At 61.5% G+C, this 18,740-nt stretch carries 19 protein-coding genes; 12 read left to right on the top strand and 7 right to left on the bottom strand.

Annotated features, from left to right (window positions below):
* Positions 1-7 precede the first annotated feature (7 nt).
* From ACB033_RS11290 to ACB033_RS11250, 9 genes are all read left to right on the top strand, one after another.
* Positions 8-823 carry an ABC transporter permease gene (locus ACB033_RS11290; RefSeq protein ID WP_010636002.1) on the top strand — a complete coding sequence of 272 codons (816 nt, stop codon included), beginning with the start codon at positions 8-10 and terminating at the stop codon, positions 821-823.
* Between the two features lie 29 nt (positions 824-852).
* The gene (locus tag ACB033_RS11285) at positions 853-2,283 is read left to right on the top strand and encodes a gamma-aminobutyraldehyde dehydrogenase (RefSeq protein ID WP_139725670.1); all 1,431 of its coding nucleotides are present in this window, start codon (positions 853-855) and stop codon (positions 2,281-2,283) included.
* Positions 2,284-3,301: 1,018 nt separating this feature from the next.
* Positions 3,302-3,589, top strand: a complete 288-nt coding sequence (locus ACB033_RS11280) for a barstar family protein (RefSeq protein WP_139397719.1) — start codon at positions 3,302-3,304, stop codon at positions 3,587-3,589.
* Between the two features lie 93 nt (positions 3,590-3,682).
* Positions 3,683-3,967, top strand: a complete 285-nt coding sequence (locus ACB033_RS11275; protein WP_103260393.1) for a DUF3892 domain-containing protein — start codon at positions 3,683-3,685, stop codon at positions 3,965-3,967.
* Between the two features lie 100 nt (positions 3,968-4,067).
* Positions 4,068-4,865, top strand: a complete 798-nt coding sequence (locus tag ACB033_RS11270) for a restriction endonuclease (protein WP_139397718.1) — start codon at positions 4,068-4,070, stop codon at positions 4,863-4,865.
* Between the two features lie 80 nt (positions 4,866-4,945).
* Positions 4,946-5,290, top strand: a complete 345-nt coding sequence (locus ACB033_RS11265; RefSeq protein ID WP_139397717.1) for a hypothetical protein — start codon at positions 4,946-4,948, stop codon at positions 5,288-5,290.
* 1,159 nt (positions 5,291-6,449) lie between these two features.
* Positions 6,450-6,662, top strand: a complete 213-nt coding sequence (locus ACB033_RS11260; RefSeq protein WP_240041770.1) for a hypothetical protein — start codon at positions 6,450-6,452, stop codon at positions 6,660-6,662.
* A complete protein-coding gene (locus ACB033_RS11255; RefSeq protein WP_240041771.1) occupies positions 6,604-7,077 on the top strand; it encodes a GNAT family N-acetyltransferase in 474 nt (157 codons plus the stop codon). Before ACB033_RS11260 ends, ACB033_RS11255 begins: the two co-directional genes overlap by 59 nt.
* Before the next feature lie 75 nt (positions 7,078-7,152).
* Positions 7,153-7,917 (top strand): hypothetical protein, encoded by a 765-nt coding sequence (locus tag ACB033_RS11250; protein WP_139725671.1) that lies wholly within the window; start codon positions 7,153-7,155, stop codon positions 7,915-7,917.
* An 8-nt stretch (positions 7,918-7,925) separates the two neighbouring features.
* On the opposite strand, the gene ACB033_RS11245 is transcribed toward ACB033_RS11250, so the two are convergent.
* The 6 genes from ACB033_RS11245 to treR all read right to left on the bottom strand — a co-directional run bounded on the left by ACB033_RS11245 (position 7,926) and on the right by treR (position 15,045).
* Positions 7,926-9,023 carry a PotD/PotF family extracellular solute-binding protein gene (locus tag ACB033_RS11245; RefSeq protein WP_139725714.1) on the bottom strand — a complete coding sequence of 366 codons (1,098 nt, stop codon included), beginning with the start codon at positions 9,021-9,023 and terminating at the stop codon, positions 7,926-7,928.
* A 438-nt stretch (positions 9,024-9,461) separates the two neighbouring features.
* A complete protein-coding gene (locus ACB033_RS11240; protein WP_017779082.1) occupies positions 9,462-9,794 on the bottom strand; it encodes a hypothetical protein in 333 nt (110 codons plus the stop codon).
* A gap of 342 nt (positions 9,795-10,136) precedes the next feature.
* On the bottom strand, positions 10,137-10,742 hold the full coding sequence (locus ACB033_RS11235) for a sugar O-acetyltransferase (protein WP_139725672.1): 606 nt from the start codon (positions 10,740-10,742) through the stop codon (positions 10,137-10,139).
* Positions 10,743-10,745: 3 nt separating this feature from the next.
* Positions 10,746-12,407, bottom strand: a complete 1,662-nt coding sequence (treC, locus tag ACB033_RS11230; protein ID WP_139725673.1) for an alpha,alpha-phosphotrehalase — start codon at positions 12,405-12,407, stop codon at positions 10,746-10,748.
* A 68-nt stretch (positions 12,408-12,475) separates the two neighbouring features.
* Positions 12,476-13,906 (bottom strand): PTS trehalose transporter subunit IIBC, encoded by a 1,431-nt coding sequence (gene treB, locus ACB033_RS11225; RefSeq protein WP_026139289.1) that lies wholly within the window; start codon positions 13,904-13,906, stop codon positions 12,476-12,478.
* A gap of 191 nt (positions 13,907-14,097) precedes the next feature.
* A complete protein-coding gene (gene treR, locus ACB033_RS11220) occupies positions 14,098-15,045 on the bottom strand; it encodes a trehalose operon repressor TreR (protein ID WP_126880592.1) in 948 nt (315 codons plus the stop codon).
* Between the two features lie 139 nt (positions 15,046-15,184).
* On the opposite strand from treR, the gene ACB033_RS11215 reads away from it, so the two are divergent.
* From ACB033_RS11215 to ansB, 3 genes are all read left to right on the top strand, one after another.
* Positions 15,185-16,135 carry an AEC family transporter gene (locus tag ACB033_RS11215; protein ID WP_010635992.1) on the top strand — a complete coding sequence of 317 codons (951 nt, stop codon included), beginning with the start codon at positions 15,185-15,187 and terminating at the stop codon, positions 16,133-16,135.
* A 100-nt stretch (positions 16,136-16,235) separates the two neighbouring features.
* A complete protein-coding gene (locus ACB033_RS11210; protein ID WP_005305523.1) occupies positions 16,236-16,430 on the top strand; it encodes a heavy-metal-associated domain-containing protein in 195 nt (64 codons plus the stop codon).
* A gap of 131 nt (positions 16,431-16,561) precedes the next feature.
* On the top strand, positions 16,562-17,620 hold the full coding sequence (gene ansB, locus ACB033_RS11205) for an L-asparaginase 2 (RefSeq protein ID WP_139725674.1): 1,059 nt from the start codon (positions 16,562-16,564) through the stop codon (positions 17,618-17,620).
* 77 nt (positions 17,621-17,697) lie between these two features.
* Here ansB and ACB033_RS11200 read toward each other — a convergent pair whose 3' ends face one another.
* A complete protein-coding gene (locus ACB033_RS11200) occupies positions 17,698-18,684 on the bottom strand; it encodes a sodium:calcium antiporter (RefSeq protein WP_043147183.1) in 987 nt (328 codons plus the stop codon).
* Positions 18,685-18,740 lie beyond the last annotated feature (56 nt).

Genomic DNA, 18,740 nt, shown 5'->3' with positions numbered 1-18,740 from the left:
TACCGCCATGAAACGGGACCATGGCAGCCAGCCTTCCGGCCTGCTCAAGTACGCGGCCATCGGCGGTCTCCTGTTCCTGCACTTTCCGATCCTGTTCATCTTCCTCTACGCCTTCACCAGCGAGAGCAAGAGCTACCAGTTCCCGCCTCCCGGGCTCACCCTCAAGTGGTTCGAGGTGACCCTCAACCGCCCCGATGTGTGGCGCGCCATCCAGCTGTCGCTGGAGGTGGCCGGGCTCGCCACCCTGGTGGCCATGGTGCTCGGCACCCTGGCGGCGGGGGCCATCGCCCGCAGCCGCTTCTTCGGCCAGGAGGTGGTGTCGCTCTTGCTGGTGCTGCCCATCGCCCTGCCCGGCATCGTCACCGGCATCGCGCTGCGCTCCGCCTATGGGGTGATGGAGATCCCCTTCAGCTTCTGGACCATCGTCATCGGTCACGCCACCTTCTGCGTGGTGGTGGTCTACAACAATGCCCTGGCGCGCTTTCGCCGTACCAACCAGAGCCTCATCGAGGCGTCGATGGATCTCGGCGCCGACGGCTTCCAAACTCTGCGCTACGTGATCCTGCCGAACCTCGCCACCGCCCTGCTGGCGGGGGGCATGCTGGCGTTCGCGCTCAGCTTTGACGAGGTGATCGTCACCACCTTCACCGCCGGCCAGCAGACCACGCTGCCGATCTGGATGTATCAGGAGCTGATCCGGCCACGGGACAGGCCGGTCACCAACGTGGTGGCGCTCATCATAGTGGCCTTCACCACCATTCCCATTCTGCTTGCCTACTACCTCACCCGCGACGGCCAGGACGTCGCCGGCAGTGGCAAATAATGACTCAACGCGTGCGCAAGGATGCAACCATGAAACTCTCTACCCAACTCTTGATCGACGGCCAGTTCGTCACCGGTGACGGCCCGGCCGAGCCCATCCTCAACCCCGCCACCGGTGAGCTTCTCGCCTCGGTGCCCGAAGCCTCGTTCGAGCAGGTGAACCGGGCGGTGAACGGCGCCCAGCGCGCCTTCGCCCAGTGGAGCCGCACCACCCCGGCCCAACGCAGTACCCTGCTGCTGCGCCTGGCCGATGCCATCGAACGCCACGCCGAGGAGTTTGCGGCCCTCGAATCCCTCAACTGCGGCAAGCCCTATATGGCGGTGCTGAACGATGAGCTGCCGGCGGTGGTGGACTGCTTCCGCTTCTTCGCCGGTGCCGCCCGCTGCCTGCAGGGGCCGCTGGCGGGGGAGTATATCGAGGGACACACCAGCATGATCCGCCGCGACCCCATCGGGGTGGTGGGCAGTATCGCCCCCTGGAACTACCCCCTGATGATGGCGGCCTGGAAGATGGCCCCGGTGCTCGCCGCCGGCAATACGGTGGTGCTAAAGCCCTCCGAGCAGACCCCCCTCACCGCCCTGCGCCTGGCGGAGCTGGCCAGCGAGCTCTTCCCCCGCGGCGTCATCAACATCGTCTGCGGCCGGGGCGAGAGCGTGGGGGCGCCGCTGGTGGAGCACCCGCTGGTGCGCATGGTGTCGCTGACCGGTGACATCGCCACCGGCCAGAAGATCCTGCAGAGCGCCGCCCGCACCATGAAGCGCACCCACCTGGAGCTGGGGGGCAAGGCGCCGGTCATCATCTTCGACGACGCGGATCTGGAGGCCGTGGTGGCGGGCATTCGCACCTTCGGCTTCTACAACGCCGGCCAGGATTGCACCGCCGCCTGCCGCATCTATGCCCAGGGCAAGATCTACGACAAGTTTGTCGCCGCCATGACCGAGGCGGTCGCCTCCATCAAGGTGGGCGGCCCGCGCGAGGAGGGGGTGGAGATGGGGCCGCTCATCTCGGACCGGCAACGCAACCGGGTGGCCAGCTTCGTGGAGCGGGCCCAGAGCAGCGGTCATGTTGAGGTGACGGCGGGAGGCAAGATCCATCCCGGCAACGGCTTCTTCTTCGAGCCGACCCTGATCGCCCATGCCCGCCAGGAGGATGAAATTGTGCGCCGGGAGGTATTCGGCCCCGTGGTGTCGGTGACTCGCTTCAACGACGCCGAGCAGGTGGTGCAGTGGGCCAACGACTCGGACTACGGCCTCGCCAGCTCGGTCTGGACCCGGGATCTCGGCCTTGCCAGCAAGGTGGCCAGCCACCTGCAGTACGGTTGCACCTGGATCAACACCCACTTCATGCTCACCTCCGAGATGCCCCACGGCGGCATGAAGATGTCCGGCTACGGCAAGGATCTCTCCCTCTACGCCCTGGAGGACTACACGGTGCCGCGGCATATCATGGTGAAGTTGTAGAGACGCACCAGGAGGAGCTCGGTCGAGCTCCTTGCCTACGACCAGCCTCTCGATGCGGCTGCGCCGCACAGTCGTAGGGTGCAATAAGCGCGGCGCATTGCACCAGGTGAGGGGAGATGCGGCTGCGCCGCATAGGATGCGAGGAGTTCCTCCTCGAGGGGGTTTCGCCCGCCCTGCGGGCTGTGGCGAGTGACTTTTCTTTGCGTGGCCAAAGAAAAGTCACCAAAAGAAAGGCCACCCCCCGCTAATTCGCTCTCCTTCGTCGAGTTCCCTCGCCTCAGCCATCAGGCCGACGGCACGCGCCGACGGTCCATCCTTGGACCGCCGCCCCTCGCTCGACATCCCTGTCTCGCGACCTGGCCTGATGGCTTCACCTCGGCGAATCAGAGGGGGCTCCGATACCGTGCCCGTCGGTGGCGAAGGCGGCTGGTGTCAGTTGTGGCGCTCAGAACGGCGCCCACTTCTGCGGCGCTCAATGTGGTGAGAGTTCCAGAGCGCCCCTCCATCCCGATTCATTTCTTGAATTTCTTGATCTTGCTCTGGAAACCATCATCCCGCTCTTCCTTCCCCGGCTCCACTCGCTAACATAGCCGTTTGGCAACCGTCTCGTCGGAGTCACCCATGGGCCATGCCAGTGCAACCTCACAGGTAAAAAGCAGCAGACTGAAGGCTGACATTCAGGGGCGGTAGCCTTGCCAGATGGAATAGATAAGCGAACGTTGCCCACAACGACCGACTCAACATGGTGATGGTCTTATGCTGATTCTGAGCTATTTACGCAGTCGTGGTTTGGCGGCGCTTTCCTTGCGTAACCCACGAACTGTTTTTTCATACAGTACTAATGGTGGCGCAAAAAGAGGAAATCAAGCGAATACGCCCGAGCGAGAAGAACGTTGTTAACATTATGATTTAATGATGATTTTCACTTGGCGGCGATTGAAATGTTACGGAGTTAGATGGAATTCTCTGCTAACAGATTAGTACCGCCTTCCATCTAATCACTGTTAGGCAAAAACATATGTCCCGCGTACAGCTAGTAGAGATTGATCTCCGAGCTATCACTAGCGCAGAGGAACTGCACTCATTGCTGATGGAGTCGCTGAATTTTCCGGGCTGGTATGGTGCTAACTGGGACGCTTTCTGGGACGCCATAACTGGCTTAGTTGAAATGCCATACACAGTTAGGTTCTTGGGCTGGCTGCAGTTCTCTCAACGCCTACCTCGTGAGGCTGTGCTACTGAAAGAATGCCTTACTGAAATGCAAGGTGAATATCCGCAGCTCGCAAGCGAGGTGGTTTATGCCTAACAAGGCGCTCAAATCGCTCACTTCGTTCGCTGGGACGGCGTGCCGCCGCCCCTTAGCTTAATCGTTAGGCAGTTACCAACAACGGAGGTTGCAATGTCAGACCATCAAGTTAAATGCATAAACAAGTCAAACCGCCAAAGCGCCCACGAGCGTATACAGTTTATCGGCGGCGTAAACGCGGACGGCACTCGCTGGAAGTTATCTCAACAAGATGCTATTGCCGGCATAGAGTCAGGTAAATGGCGCTTTTGGGTGAGTGCTGGTGGACAATCAGTTTGGGTAATTGTTGCCAAAAGCGCTGCCGGCAATAAATATTTAAAAACCCAAAATGATGGCGAACATCCGAACAACTTGCTTAGCCTTCCTGAATGTCCGTAAACCGCCTAACAAACGGTTCAAGTCGTTCGCTTCGCTCGCTCGGGACCGGCTAAAGCCGGCCCCTTAACCTAAACGTTAGCCACCATGTAAGAGTTACGTAATGACAAAGGAATGGTTCGATTTCCAAGAACGCATTAAAGACCACTTCGTCTCTCTTGGCGCTGAGGCGAAGACGAATGTTCGTATTCAAGGCGTGCGGACAAGTCATGATATCGATGTATATGTGCAAACCAGATATCTCGGTGAGAATCTGGTTTGGTTGGTTGAGGCAAAGTATTGGGAAAGCAAAGTTACAAAAGCACAGGTATTAACCCTTCGCACTATTGTGGATGATATTGGTGCGGATCGAGGCTTTATAGTTTCAAAAGTTGGCTTTCAAAAAGGCGCTCTGGAAGCTGCCGATAAAACAAACATTAAGCTAAAAACGTTCGAGGAGTTAATCTCTGATACACGGGGGTTTGCTGAGTCAGAGATCCTTAGGGGTTATCTTGAACGAGTGAATCTTCTTGAAGACAGGTACTGGTCGCACTCAAAGCGTACAAGAATTGAGTACGGACTTCGTCATGACATTATCGACAACGTATTCACCTTCACGGGGCAAGAGCTACTTACAACTGCAAGAAGTGCAATAATGGCAGCAGGGAATCGTGATTATCCTATTAATCTACAGATGGTTCTAACCAAACACAAAGGCGAGTCCTTCGCTGAAAATTTTCAGCAGCTATGTAATTGGCTCAACTTAAACCTCAATCATTTAGATGAACGCCTTCTTAATGCAGAGTGGAGAATGTTTGAGAACGGAGATTACAAACCGAGCACTGTTCGAACTAAGAAGGGAGATGTTTATACTACGGAATTTATGGCGAAAGCGCTGATGGGCAGAACTGAGGAGGGGTAGTGGCTAACAAGTTGCTGCGCGCGGAAAAATTAGTCTCTTCGCTCCCAATTTTCCGGTGAGCAAGGCATTAGGCGCACTAAATGATCGAGCTCGACAGCAAGCAAATAGTAATAGATGGGAAAAGGCTTACTCTCCCGCACTCTATTCTTGATGCGGAAGAAACAGATGGAAAAATCTTTGTAATCTACGACTACATGGAATATCCAACTTGCGAAGCAGCAAATAATCTAGTGTGTCTTGATAAGAGCGGCATTGAATTATGGGTGGCAAAGAACCCCACCAATCAAGGTAATGATGGGTACACTAATTTCAGTCGTACCACTGCCTCTGAAGCTGGTTTTATCGCCGTAAATAACTTTTCGGGCTATGTTTGCCAAATAAATAAAACAAACGGTGAGCTGGGTCATGTGCAGTTCGCCAAGTAATCGCCTCAAATATTGGGACACCCACCGTTCTGAGCGCCGCGTAGCGAGCCCACTTAGCCGCCGTCGGGCACGGTATTGGCCCCCCTGCAAGTCGCCAAGGTGAGTTGAACGGGTCAGTAGCGCCGTCAGGGAGGACGGCGCAGCCGCAGGCGGCACAGGGATGTGCCGTGTGCGGCGGTACGGCCGACCCGATCGACGAGCCGAGGGCATCCGCGCAGCGGACGACTTGCCGGGGTTGGCCTTTCTTTTGGTGACTTTTCTTTGGCCACGCAAAGAAAAGTCACTCGCCAAAGCCCAAAGGGCTGGCGAAAACCTTCGAGAAGAAATTGGGACACCCACCGTTCTGAGCGCCGCGTAGCGGCCAACAGAGCAGCAACCTACCCAGCTGCTGTCGGGCACGGTATTGGTTCCCCCTCTGATTCGCCGAGGTGAAGCCATCAGGCCAGGTCGCGAGACAGGGATGTCGAGCGAGTGGCGGCGGGCCATGGGCCAATTCGGATCAGGGCGAGCACGGCTCGATCCCGAGTTGGCGCGAGAACAAGGATGTTCGAAGCGGGCTTTGGCCGAAGCCATGGATGGCTAAGGCCAAAGGCCCGTCGGCGCGTGCCGTCGGCCTGATGACTGAAGCGAGGGCACTCGCCGAAGGAGAGCGAATCGGCGGGGGAGAAGACCTTTGGTGACTTTGGGTCTTTCCAAAGTCACTCGCCCCGGCCCGAAGGGCAGGCGAAACGCCTATGCGGCAAAGCCGCATCGAGATCCCAGTCGTAGGCCAGGAGCTCGACTGAGCGCCTCCAGGTGGGCTGGCGAAAACCTTCGAGGGCAGAGCCCTCGCCCCTCACTCACCCGATGCAATGCGCCGCACTGATTGCCCCCTCCCCCTATGCGGCAAAGCCGCATCGAGATCCCCGTCGTAGGCCAGGAGCTCGACTGAGCGCCTCCAGGTGGCTGGCGAAAAACGTCGAGGGCAGAGCCCTCGCTCCTCACTCACCCGGCACCATGCGCCGCGCTGATTGTCCCCTCCCCCTGTGCGGCTGTGCCGCATCAAAATGCCCGTCGTAAGCCAGGAGCTCGACCGAGCGCCGGCTGCCACACCCCGGTTGGGGATTGTCCCTCCCCTCATCCCAGGCCCCATAATGGCCGCTCATTGGAGGAGGCCTGCATGTTTATCCTTGAGACCGATCGCCTGAGGCTGCGCGATATGCGCCTCGACGACGAGGCGGCCTTCGTGGCCATCACCCAGGACGAGCGCTATCAGCGCTTCTACAGCGAGGAGGATGGCCGGGCGCAGAAGTACCGGGAGCTGACCCGACTGTTTGTCGAGCAGACCGGCGAGCGCCCCCAGCGCGCCTATCAGCTGGCTGATCGAGCATAAGGCGACGAATGCCCTGATCGGCACAGTCTGCCTGCGTATGGAGAGCGATCAGCAAGCCTCGATGGGGTGCGGCATGGCGCGCCACAGCCAGGGACGCGGACTGATGCAGGAGGCGGCCTCGGCCCTGGCGGGCTTCGGGTTTGCATCGCTCGGGGTGCACCGCATCTATGCCGAGACCCTGTCCCTGAACCGGGCAGCCATACGGCTCTGCTCCTCGCTCGGGATGCGCCAGGAGGCGCACTTTCGCGAGCATCGCTACTTCAAGGGGCAGTGGTGGGACACAGCGGTGTTTGCCCTGCTGCGAAGCGAATGGTCCCATCAGGGCCGCGCGGCGCCCACAGAGCCGGCCACTTGCGGCTCACCCCATCCCCCAACCGGGCCGACTGATGAGTCGGCCCGACCCCCACAGCGATGACCCACACAGGAAGATGACATGTTGAGCAACCGACACTTTGACCTTCACGCGCTAAGGTCATCAGCGAGCCGACCAGTGCGCTGGCTGCTGTGGTCCACCCTGCTGATGATCTGCTGTCTCGCGGGAAAGGCCCAGAGCCAGCCACAGATAGACGCCAATCCGACAGGCTACGCCCTGCTCTATACCGGCCCCATCTCGGACCCGGACAGCAACGAGGCGATCGCCGCCGTGGTCAAACAGGCCGGGCTCCCCGTGGTCTATCTCGACAACCTGGACGATCTCCCCGCCAGGCTGGCGAGCGCCCGTCTGTTTATCATCGGCGGAACCGAAGATGACGTAGAGCCCCTGGTTCATCGGTTCACCCCCGCCATCGCCGGGTCGCTCAAACGCTATCTGAGTCAGGGCGGGCGCTATCTGGGGATCTGCGGCGGCGCCTTTGTCGCGTCGCTGGGCTGGGCCGACGAGGGCAACTATGTGAAGGCGCTCGGTTTGGTGCCGGCAGAGTCTGACGACTACGACGGTGACTTCTCTCCCAAGATCCATGACATTCGCTGGCTCGGGGAGGTGCGCCGCATGTACTACCAGGCCGGCCCTACCTTCGTCCTGCAGCCAGGCACCGAACCGGTGCGTGAACTTGCCTACTTCGACGATGGCCGGATCGCCGCCTTAATCGGCGCCTACGGTAAAGGAAAAGTGGCCGTCTCCGGCCCCCATCCTGAAGCCCCCGCCAGCTGGAAAGCCGAGGCGCAAGATGGGGACACCATGGACACAAACATCCCGCTGGCCGTGCAGCTGGTGCAGGAGCTCCTCTCCGATCGCCCCGTCCTGACACCTCGCTAGCGCCGGCATCAGTTCGCCAGATCCCAGGGACACACCTTGGCCAGCCCCTCCTTGCCACTGCTGGCCAGGGCCTGCTGCACCATCCGTTTGTAGCGATTCTTGATGTGCGCGGGCAGGGCCGGCACCAGCAGGCGCTCGTCAAATTCAGGCAGGGCCTGCGGCGGCAACACGGCCTGCTCCTCCGGTGTCAGCGGGGGGCGGGCCGATCCATTGCTGCCGGAAACCGTCGGCGTGCCCATCAACATGCGGCTCTGCAGGGGTTCGCTCAACAGGAAGTCGATCAGCAGATAGGCCGCCTTGAGCCTGACCGGATCATCCCCGACATCCCGCGCAATCGAGAGGGCATCAAGGGCATAGATGGCCCCTTCCCTTACCATGGCGATGCGCCACTGCTGACCGTTTTGCCGGTTGCACTCCACCAGCTCCAGCCCCCAGGTGGTGGCCAGGCGCTGATGGCGCAGATTCTCGCACCGATTGGCCTGATTGAACCAGAAGCCCCGGCTCGCCTTGAGCCGCCGGGTCAGTTGCCCTTCAACCTCGTTCTGCAACGGGCTATCGGCCAGCATTTCACCGCTGGCAAAGAGGGCGGGTGACTTGCCAAGAGAGAGCAACACGGAGAAGAGCAAGGGCTCAAACTGATCGCAGAAAACCGCAAATTGCCCCTGCCGCGTCGGCTCGGCCAACGCCTGCCAGCTGGTGGGCGGGGTGTTTTCCTGCTTGCTGTCGTAAGCCAGACTGAACATGGCATAGGAGAAGGGCACGGAATAGTTGCGCTCCCCCAACTTGTCATACTCGGTATTCTTGAGGGCCGGCCTCACCTCCTGGTAATGGCGCAAACGGCCAAAGTCGATGGGCAACAGCAGCTTGAAGAGGGGTTGATGATGCGCCTTGTAGAAGTAGCTGGTCGGCATCACCACGTCGGCACTGCGGGTGCGCAGAGCACGATAGACGCTGTCAAAGTCGGTGAGCAGCGGTTCGATCCGGGTCACTGTCGCCTCCACCCCCTCGCGCTTGGCGTACTCGGCAAATTGCTGTTCATATCCGGCGGGCAGATACCCCCACTCCAGCAGCCTGAGCTGCACCGGGGCAGCCAGGGCCGACCCCATACAACAGCAGGCCAACAAGACGAGACTACGCATGATCACCACTCCCACAACAGATTCTTCAGGGAGTATAGGCTTCTGTGGAACGGGGAAACGGCAGGCGGCAGGTTGCTGTCAGCGGATGGATGTCGCCAAGCAGACCCGCGCAATGCGTTGAACAGGCAGAATGTGTGCAAGCTGCACGGCACCGACGGTATGGTCGGGCAGGGAAATGAAAGGCGGTATATCGGAACAGAAGATCTGTCTCGCTCGCGGTGCGAGAATGTGGCGCAAGAGTGTGGTGCGAGCTGGCCGCGCCGAGGATCTGCCGTATGGCGATCCATTGCTGGCTTGCACCTGTGAGTCAGAGGCCAGAGCCGGGTCGGGCGCCCGCCAACGACGACAGGGAGGCCTCGGCCTCCCTGTCTGTCTCGCATGGGTGTCCGGTTGCCCGGGGATCCCTTAGCGCTGACGCCCGCTGCCGATACCGAACGGAATGCGGTAGTCGCTGCTCTGCTCACCCAGGCTCACGGTCAGGTTGCCCTGGGTACGGCTCGGGATCTGCACCTGCTGGCTGCCCATCAGGTTGGCGTGCACGGAGGCAACCACATCACCAGACTCGTCACGCACTTCCAGCATGGGGTTGCCCTTGCCTTCGACGGCAGCGGTGGCGTGCCAGTTTACAAACAGCACACCCGGGGCGGCGTTGAAGTCAGCCGGAACGGAAGCCTGGGCAAAACCTGCGGTCATCAGGCCTGCAACGGCCAGCATCTTGATTACGTTTTTCATGTTCATTCACTCTCTTGGTTTCTATGTCATTGCCTGGGCCGACGGCCCCGAATCAATGCATCCATGCAAGAGGTTATTCAAATAGTGTGTAGTTCTTTCACCAACATCAGACCTCCTATTTGAAGGTCTCACAGCCTTGAACGACCAGTTATTTGGCCGCTTGGCGTTCCTGCCTAAGCGTTGAGTGAATATTAAACATCCAGGCTCGTCATTGTTAGCGAGATAAACTGGCCTAGATGTTCAAAAAATCTGAAGTGGCTGTACATCCCAGGTTCAGCCAATGACGGACAAGAAAAAGGGCAGGATAACCTGCCCTTGGTGTTGGAAAGTGCGCGCTGGCCGGTACCACTAGCCACCAGCCAACTCTGCTGCCGTCATGGGCCGCAGCACCTTGCAGGGGTTGCCGGCCGCCACCACGCCCGCCGGCACATCCTTGGTCACCACGGAGCCCGCGCCGATCACGCTGTTATCCCCAATGGTCACGCCGGGGCAGATGACGACGCTGCCCCCGATCCAGACGTTGTGGCCGATCCGCACTGGCTTGCCGAACTCCACCCCCTTGATGCGCGGCGCCACCGCCACCGGGTGAGCGGCCGTGTAGATCTGCACACCGGGCGCCAGCAGCACGTTGTCGCCGATGTGCACCTCGCACACGTCGAGGATGGTGCAGTTAACGTTGGCGTAGAAGTTCTCGCCCACGAAGATGTTGGCCCCGTAGTCGCAAAAGAAGGGCGGGTTGATGGCGCACTCCTTGCCGCGGCTGCCCAGCAGTTCATGGAGCAGGGCATCGCGCGCCGGTTTCTCCTGCCAGCTGGTGTTGAAGGTGTGATAGAGCCTGCGGCAGCGCTCGCGCGCCGCTTTGAGCTCGGAGTCGCCCGCATCATAGGGCTCCCCCGCCACCATCTTCTGCCACTCGGGGCCGCGCACCGCCGCCTTCATCATCACCTCGCTCATCGCCTACTCCACCAGCCAGATCAGGGATTCATAAGGGCGCAGCATACAGGATTGCGGCCGGGCCGGGCTATCCGGGTAGTTGCCAAGCAGCAGGCGCCCCTTGCCAGTGGCCAGCTCCTCCGGCAGTGCGAAGGTGGCCGGCTCGCCGTAGAAGTTGCTCACCACCAGCAGGGTCTGACCGTCGGCGCGGCGGGCATAGGCCCAGATCTGCGAATGCCCCGCCAGCAGCTCCTGATAATCCCCGTGAGTGAAGATGGGATGACTCTTGCGCAGGCGGATCAAATCCCGGTAGTGCCAGAACACCGAGTCGGTGTCGGCCAGCGCCGCCTCGGCATTGATCGCGGGATAGTTGGCGGCGGGCTTGAGCCAGGGCGTCCCGCTGGTGAAGCCGGCATTGGCCGCAGCGCTCCACTGCATCGGCGTGCGCGAGTTGTCGCGAGATTTGGCGCCAAGAATGGCCAGGATCTCGGCCTCGCTCATCCCTTCGGCCTGCTTGATGGCGAAGATGTTGCGGCTCTCCACGTCCTGATAGTCATCGATGCGCTGATAGCAGGGGTTGGTCATGCCGATCTCCTCCCCCTGATAGATGTAGGGGGTGCCCTGCAAGCCGTGCAGTGTGCTGGCCAGCATCTTGGCCGCTACCACCCTATGTTCGCCCTCGTCACCGAAGCGGGAGACGATGCGCGGCTGATCGTGGTTGCACCAGAACAGGGCCGACCACCCCTTGCCGTGCATGCCGCTCTGCCAGTGGTTGAAGATGCGCTTGAGTTCGAGGAAATCGAACGGCGCCTTGGTCCACTTGTCGCCATTGGGGTAGTCCACCTTGAGGTGGTGGAAGTTGAACACCATGGAGAGCTCGGAGCCATCCAGCGCGCCATAGCGCTGGCAGTGCTCCAGGCTGGTGGAGGACATCTCCCCTACCGTCATGGCGCCCACCGGGGCGAACACGTCGCGGCTCACGTCCTGCAAAAATTCGTGGATGCGCGGCCCGTCGGTGTAGAAGCGGCGGCCATCGCCACTGTCGTCGCTCGGGAAGCACTGATCCTTGGAGATGAGGTTGATGACATCGAGCCGGAAACCGTCCACTCCCTTCTTGGCCCAGAAGTGGATGATCTTCTTCACCTCGGCGCGCACGGCCGGGTTCTCCCAGTTGAGATCTGCCTGCTCGCGGGCAAAGAGATGCAGGTAATACTGGCCGGTGGCCTTATCCAGCTCCCAGGCGCTGCCGCCAAACTTGGATTGCCAGTTGTTCGGCACACCACCCTCCACCGGGTCTTTCCAGATGTAGTAATCGCGGTAGGGGCTGTTCTTGTCCCCCAGCGCCGACTTGAACCAGGCGTGCTCGGTGGAGGTGTGGTTGACGACTATGTCCATCACGATGCGGATGTCGCGCGCGTGGGCGGTGGCCAAGAGTGCCTCGAAGTCGGCCATGGTGCCGTAGGCAGGATCAATATTCAGGTAGTCGGCGATGTCGTAGCCGTTGTCCACCTGCGGCGAGACGTAAACCGGGGTCAGCCAGAGGGCGTCGACGCCGAGGGTCTTGAGATAGTCGAGGCGGGCCATGATCCCCTTGAGATCGCCAGTGCCGCGCGCGCCACTGTCCTGAAAGCTCTTGGGGTAGATCTGGTAAATCACGGCGCTCTGCCACCAGGGTGTTTGGCTCATGGGTCTTGCTCTTGTCTCGAATGAAAAAGGGAGAGGGCGACCCCGGTGGGTCGCCCTGATGCGTGGAGTCAGGCGCTGGCCTGAGCCAGCTTGCCGGCTGCCTGCTGGCGCTGGTAAACCAGCAGAGTCAGCACGATAGGCACGACGATGGCCACCAGCATGGCGATGGCATAGACGGCCCAGTATTGCGGCTGGATGGAGAGGATGCCCGGCAGGCCCCCTACCCCGATACCGTTGGCCATCACCCCGGCGAAGCCGCAGATGAGGGCCGCAAGGCTCGAGCCCACCATGGCGCACAGCATGGGGAACTTGTACTTGAGGTTGATGCCGTACATGGCCGGCTCGGTCACCCCCAGATAGGCGGAGATGGCGGCAGGTATCGAGATCTCCCGCTCGTTCTCCTTGCGGCTGATCAGGATGATGCCGACCACCGCAGAGGCCTGGGCGATGTTGGAGAGGGCGATCAGCGGCCAGATCGGGGTGCCACCCATGCTCTGCATCAGCTGCAGATCCACCGCGTTGGTGGTGTGGTGGATACCGGTGATGACCAGGGGCGCGTAGAGGAAGCCGAACAGGGCGGCACCGATGGGGGCAAACGAACCGGTCATGGCGGCCTTGGCGGCAAAGCCGACGCCGTCACCCAGCCAGCGACCGAACGGACCGATAAAGGCGTGGGCCACGATCACCGCCAGCAGCAGGGAGATGAAGGGGACTATGACCAGGTAGAGGTAGGCCGGGATGATCCGCTTGAGATTGGTCTCCACCCAGGCAAGGAAGACACCCGCCAGCAGGGCCGGGATGACCTGGGCCTGATAACCCACCTTCTGGATGACGAACAGACCGAAGTCCCACACCTCGGGAGTCTGCTGGCCGATGCCGTAGGCGTTCATCAGCTGGGGCGACACCAGCGTGATACCGAGCACGATCCCCAGGATCTCGGAGCCGCCCATCTTCTTCACCGCCGACCAGCAGACGCCCACCGGCAGGAAGTGGAAGATGGCCTCGCCCAGCAGCCAGAGGAAAGCGTGCACCTGAGCCCAGAACTGGCTGATCTCGGTGAGGGTGTGGGTGCCATCGTCGAACATCTTGATGTCGCCGATGACGTTGCGAAAGCCCAGGATCAGACCGCCGGTGATGATGGCCGGCAGCAGGGGCACGAAGATCTCCGCCAGGTGGGAGATGCCCCGCTCCAGCGGATTCATGTTCTGGCGCGCGGCCTGTTTGGCGGCCTCCTTGCTGCCGCCGCTGACGCCGATCTCTTCGGTCAGCGCCTTGTACCACTGCTCCACCTCGTTGCCGATGACCACCTGGAACTGGCCGCCCTGGGTGAAGCTTCCCTTCACCGCCGGGATGGTTTCGATGGCCTTGCTGTCGGCCTTGGCCGGATCGTTGAGGACGAAGCGCAACCGGGTCAAGCAGTGGCTGACGGTTGCGATGTTCTCCTTGCCACCGATCTTGTCGATGAGCGTGGCCAGATGTTGTGCGTTGATCTTGGACATGAGCCTTCCCTCTGTGACTCCATTGATATTGGTCTGCGTCGCCCTTTTGGGCCAGTCTGTGGGCCCGAGCGTTTTTGGTATCGTTCCCATTTAGCATGCCGCCAATTGGTTACGATCAAAATGGGAACGTTCCCAATTCGTGGTCGAGGTCACAAAAAGCGCATTTTTTGTGCGGTGCTAGGTGATGGCGTTCACAAAGAGTGGCAGGGAGCTATGGTCGCCAGCGGGCGCTGATCCTGCTCGATCTGGCCGAGCAGCTGGCGCGCGGCCTGCTCCCCCGCCCCCTTGTAGCCGAGATCCAGGCTGAGGGCGTTGGGGAAAAGAAAGGTGAGCATGGGGTTGTTGCCAAGGCCGGTCACCAGCACCTCGCTGCGCCCCTGCTCCTGCAGGTACTTGGCGGCGCCAATGGCGAGGGTATCGCTGGCACAGACCAGGGCGCCCGTGGTCGGGGTGAGCAGCTCAGCCGCCAGTCGGTAGCCGCTCTGCAGGCTGAGATCGCCGAGGGCGCTGCGCGCCGTCAGCCCCTGTTCGGCGCAGTAGCCGAGGTAGGCATCGAGTCGGCGCTGGCCGGTGGTGAGGTCGGCGGTGTCCACCCCCAGGTAGGCGATGTCGTGGATGCCACGGTTAGCGAGCTGGCCCAGCATGGTGTGCACCGCACCGGCATCGTCGAAACAGACCGAGGAGAAACCGGGATGGTCGCGGGCCACCAGCACCAGCTTCTCCCTGAGCGGCGCCATGGCGGCATAGTCCAGATCGTTGAAGGCGAACAAAATGATGCCATCCACCCCGCGCCGCTCCAGCACCGCCAGATGCTCCTGCACCTTGGCGGGGGAGAACTTGCTCTCCATCAGCACGGCGTCGTAGCCGCGCCGGTAGAGGGTCTCCAGCATGCCGCGCACCGCCTGGTTTTCCGAGCTGGAGTCGAGCCGCGAGACGATGATCCCCACCACCTGCTGGCTCTGGCTGCGCATGGCCCGCGCCGACTTGCTCGGCACGAAGCCGTGCTCGGCGATGATCTGCTCCACCCGCTCGCGGGTCGCCTGCTTCACCTTGGGATCCTGGTTGAGCACCCGGGAGACGGTCGACTTGCCGACACCACTGAGTCGGGCGATATCGAGGATGGTCAGTTTTTTGTCCATGAAGTGGCTCACAGGGGCTAGGCGGTGGAATTGCCCACATTGTTGTGATTAACCCCTGTGAATACAAGCCCATGGCGTTAGAATGCCCTTTTGGCGCCGGCGCATGCCGTGCCACCCGCCATCGCACAGGACGCGCATCATGGATCTGTTGGCCAGTCTGCACTTCTCCCTCTCCATCACGGGCCCCATCTGCGTGGTGCTGCTGCTCGGCATCTGGCTCAAGCAGCTGGGCCTGCTGCCGGACAGCTTCGTCGAGTCCGCCTCCCGTCTGGTGTTTCAGGTCACCCTGCCGGCACTCCTGTTTCTCAGCATGGTGCGCACCGATTTCTCCACCATGCCGAGCCCCTGGCTCATCGTCTACGGCCTGCTCGGCACCCTCACCGGTTTTCTGGTGCTGGAGCTGCTGGCGGCCCGCTTCATCCCCGAGCGGCGCCAGCGCGGCATCTTCGTGCAAGGGAGCTTTCGCGGCAACATGGGGATCATGGGGCTGGCCTATGTGCAGAATGCCTACGGCGCCGAGGGTATCGGCGCCGCCGCCCTGCTGGTGGGCTCGGTCACCGTGCTCTACAACGTGCTTGCGGTGATCACCCTGACCCGCAGCCTGGGGGGCAGCAAGGGGATCAAGCCGATCCTCAGGGGGATCGCCAAAAACCCGTTGATCATCGCCATCCTGGCGGCCCTGCCGTTCGGCCTGCTCGGCATCGAGCTGCCCCAGCTGGTGATCACCACCGGCAACTACTTCGCCAACATGACCCTGCCGCTGGCGCTGCTCTGTACCGGTGCCAGCCTCAACCTCAAGGCCTTGCGCGGCGGCGCCCTGCTGACCGGCTGGGCCACCGCCAACCGGCTGCTGTGCATCCCGGTGCTGCTGGTGATGGGCGCCTGGGCGCTGGGTTTCAGCCCGCAGGCGCTCGGCATCCTGTTTCTCATCAGCTCCACCCCCACCGCCGCCGCCAGCTATGTGATGACCCGCGCCATGGGGGGCGACAGCGCCCTGGCGGCCAACATCATTGCCACCACCACGCTGGGCTCGCTCGTCACCACCAGCCTGGGCGCTACCCTGATGAACTACCTGGGGCTGATGGGCTAGCCAGCAGCAAACGTGCTGACCCTCACCCCTTCATCACCCCCTTGACCTTGCCGCGGGCGGCAGCTTTACGCTGACTCTCAATCAACAGAGGAGATATCCCATGACCATCGAACTCACCGTCTCCGGCATGTCCTGCGGTGGCTGCGCCGCCAGCCTGCAAAAAGCCCTGCTGGCCCAGCCTGCCGTCAGCAGCGCCAGTGTCGACTTTGCCAGCAGCAAGGCCATCATCGAGAGCGAACTGAGCAAAGCCGAGCTGATCGCCCTGATCGAAACCAAAGGCTTCTCGGCGAGTTAAATTATCTCCATATAGGTATAAAACAGGTTAAAATTCTGTACCCAGCTGTTTTTTGGTGAGAGTCATCACAAACCCCTGCAACAGAAAGCGCAAACTTGCTGCAATTTTTATCACCCAGAAGGAATTGCAGCATGACTCTCCCGATCCGCAAGACCCTGCTCGCCGCCGTCCTCGGCCTGACCCTCTCCCCGATGGCCATGGCCCTGCCCAACGTCCATATCCTGGCCACCGGCGGCACCATTGCCGGGGCGGGGCAGTCCGCCACCCAGTCCAACTACGAGGCCGGCAAGGTGGCCATCGAGACGCTGATCGCCGCCGTGCCCGAGATGAAGAACGTGGCCGACGTGCAGGGTGAGCAGGTGGTGAAGATCGGCTCCCAGGACATGAACGACGAGGTGTGGCTCAAGCTGGCCAAGCGGGTCAACGAGCTGCTGGCCAGGGATGACGTGGATGGCATCGTCATCACCCACGGCACCGACACCATGGAAGAGACCGCCTATTTCCTCAATCTGACCGTCAAGAGCGACAAGCCGGTGGTGCTGGTCGGTGCCATGCGCCCCTCCACCGCCATGAGCGCCGATGGCCCGATGAACCTCTACAACGCCGTGGTGACCGCCTCCGACCCCGCCTCCAAGGGGCGTGGCGTCATGGTGGCGATGAACGATACCGTGCTCGATGCCCGCGACGTCACCAAGACCAACACCACAGGAGTGCAGACCTTCGCCTCCCCCAACTTCGGCCCGCTCGGCTACATCCACAACGGCAAGATCGACTATCAGCGCAGCCCGGCCCGCCAGCACACCAGCAAGACCCCGTTTGACGTGAGCAAGCTCGACAAGCTGCCCCAGGTCGGCATCGTCTACAGCTACGCCAACGCCTCGGATCTGCCGGCCAAGGCCCTGGTGGATGCCAAGTTCGACGGCATCGTCAGCGCCGGGGTGGGCAACGGCAACCTCTACCACACCCTGTTCGACACCCTGGCCAAGGCGAGCAAGGACGGTATCCGGGTAGTGCGCTCCGCCCGCGTGCCGACCGGCTCCACCACCCTGGATGCCGAGATCGATGACGCCAAGTACGGCTTCGTCGCCGCCGAGACCCTCAACCCGCAGAAGGCGCGGGTGCTGCTGATGCTTGCCCTGACCCAGAGCAAGGATCCGGTCCAGATCCAGCGCTGGTTCCAGCAGTTCTGATCACCCTGCCGGCCTCCGCCGGCAGAGGGAATGAATAAAAAAGGGCGGGATACTATCCCGCCCTTGTTCGTGGCACATCAGCCCATGACCAGCCAGCCGCAGAAGCCAAGATAGATCAACCCCACCCAGGCGAGCCTGCCCGCCGTCATCCGCTCCCGACTGAACCCCCACCACAACAGCGCCACCGCCAGCAGGGTCACCAGCGAGGAGACCATCATGGTGCTGTCCAGCAGCCAGGGGGTGAACAACAGGCAGAACGCCTTGGGAATGGTGCCCTGGATCATCATGGCCCCCGAGATATTGGCCAGTGCCAGCCGGTGCTTGCCCTGCCGTACCCAGATCAGCACGTTCATCAGCTCGGGCATCTCGGTCGCCACCGGGCTCAGCAACAGGGCTGCCAGCACCGGCGAGAGACCGAACAGCTCGCCCATGCTCTCCAGCTGGTGAACGAACAACTGGGCCGCCAGTGCCACCACCACCAGCGCCACCAGCGTCTGCAGCAGCACCTTGCCGAGCGCCGGGATCTCGGCGCCCGGATCCAGCTTGAGGGGCTCTGGCAACTCGACCTCGTGACTGTCGGTCTGTTTCAGCTCGCGCCGCACATAGACCAGATACACCAGCACGAACAGCGGGGCCAGCCAGGTTTTACCGGTGAAGGCCACCATGCCGAGGGCCACCGCCACCAGGAAGATGCCGACGAACCAGGCCTGATCGCGCCCTATCTCCCGCTGTACCTCGCCATCAATGGCCCTGTGCTCCCGGCTCATGCACAGCAGCAGGGTCACGCCGACGGCGGCATAACCTATGGTGGCCAGCACCAGCGGGCCGCCGAGGGCGGCACCTATGCCTATCTGCTGCTGAGCGGGGGCATCCCCCATCAGCAAGGCGGTCAGGGTGACGATGCATTCGGGCAGGGCCGTGCCAAGGGCCGCCAGCAGGGAGCCGGTGGCGCTCTGGGAGAACTTGAAGTGGTGGCCGGTCCATTCGATGCCGTTGACGAAATATTCGCAGGCCAGATAGATGGTGACGGCAGAGAGCAGAAATAACAGCAGGGTGATCAGCATGATGAGTAACCGCCAGGCGAGCAGAACAACCAATGGACCCGATACGGCTCGCCCGG

Source organism: Aeromonas sp. S15(2024), from assembly GCF_041402265.1.
Classification (GTDB): Bacteria; Pseudomonadota; Gammaproteobacteria; order Enterobacterales; family Aeromonadaceae; genus Aeromonas; species Aeromonas dhakensis.
The sequence above is the reverse complement of the archived record's forward strand: the minus strand, read 5'-3'. Positions and strand labels throughout refer to the sequence as shown.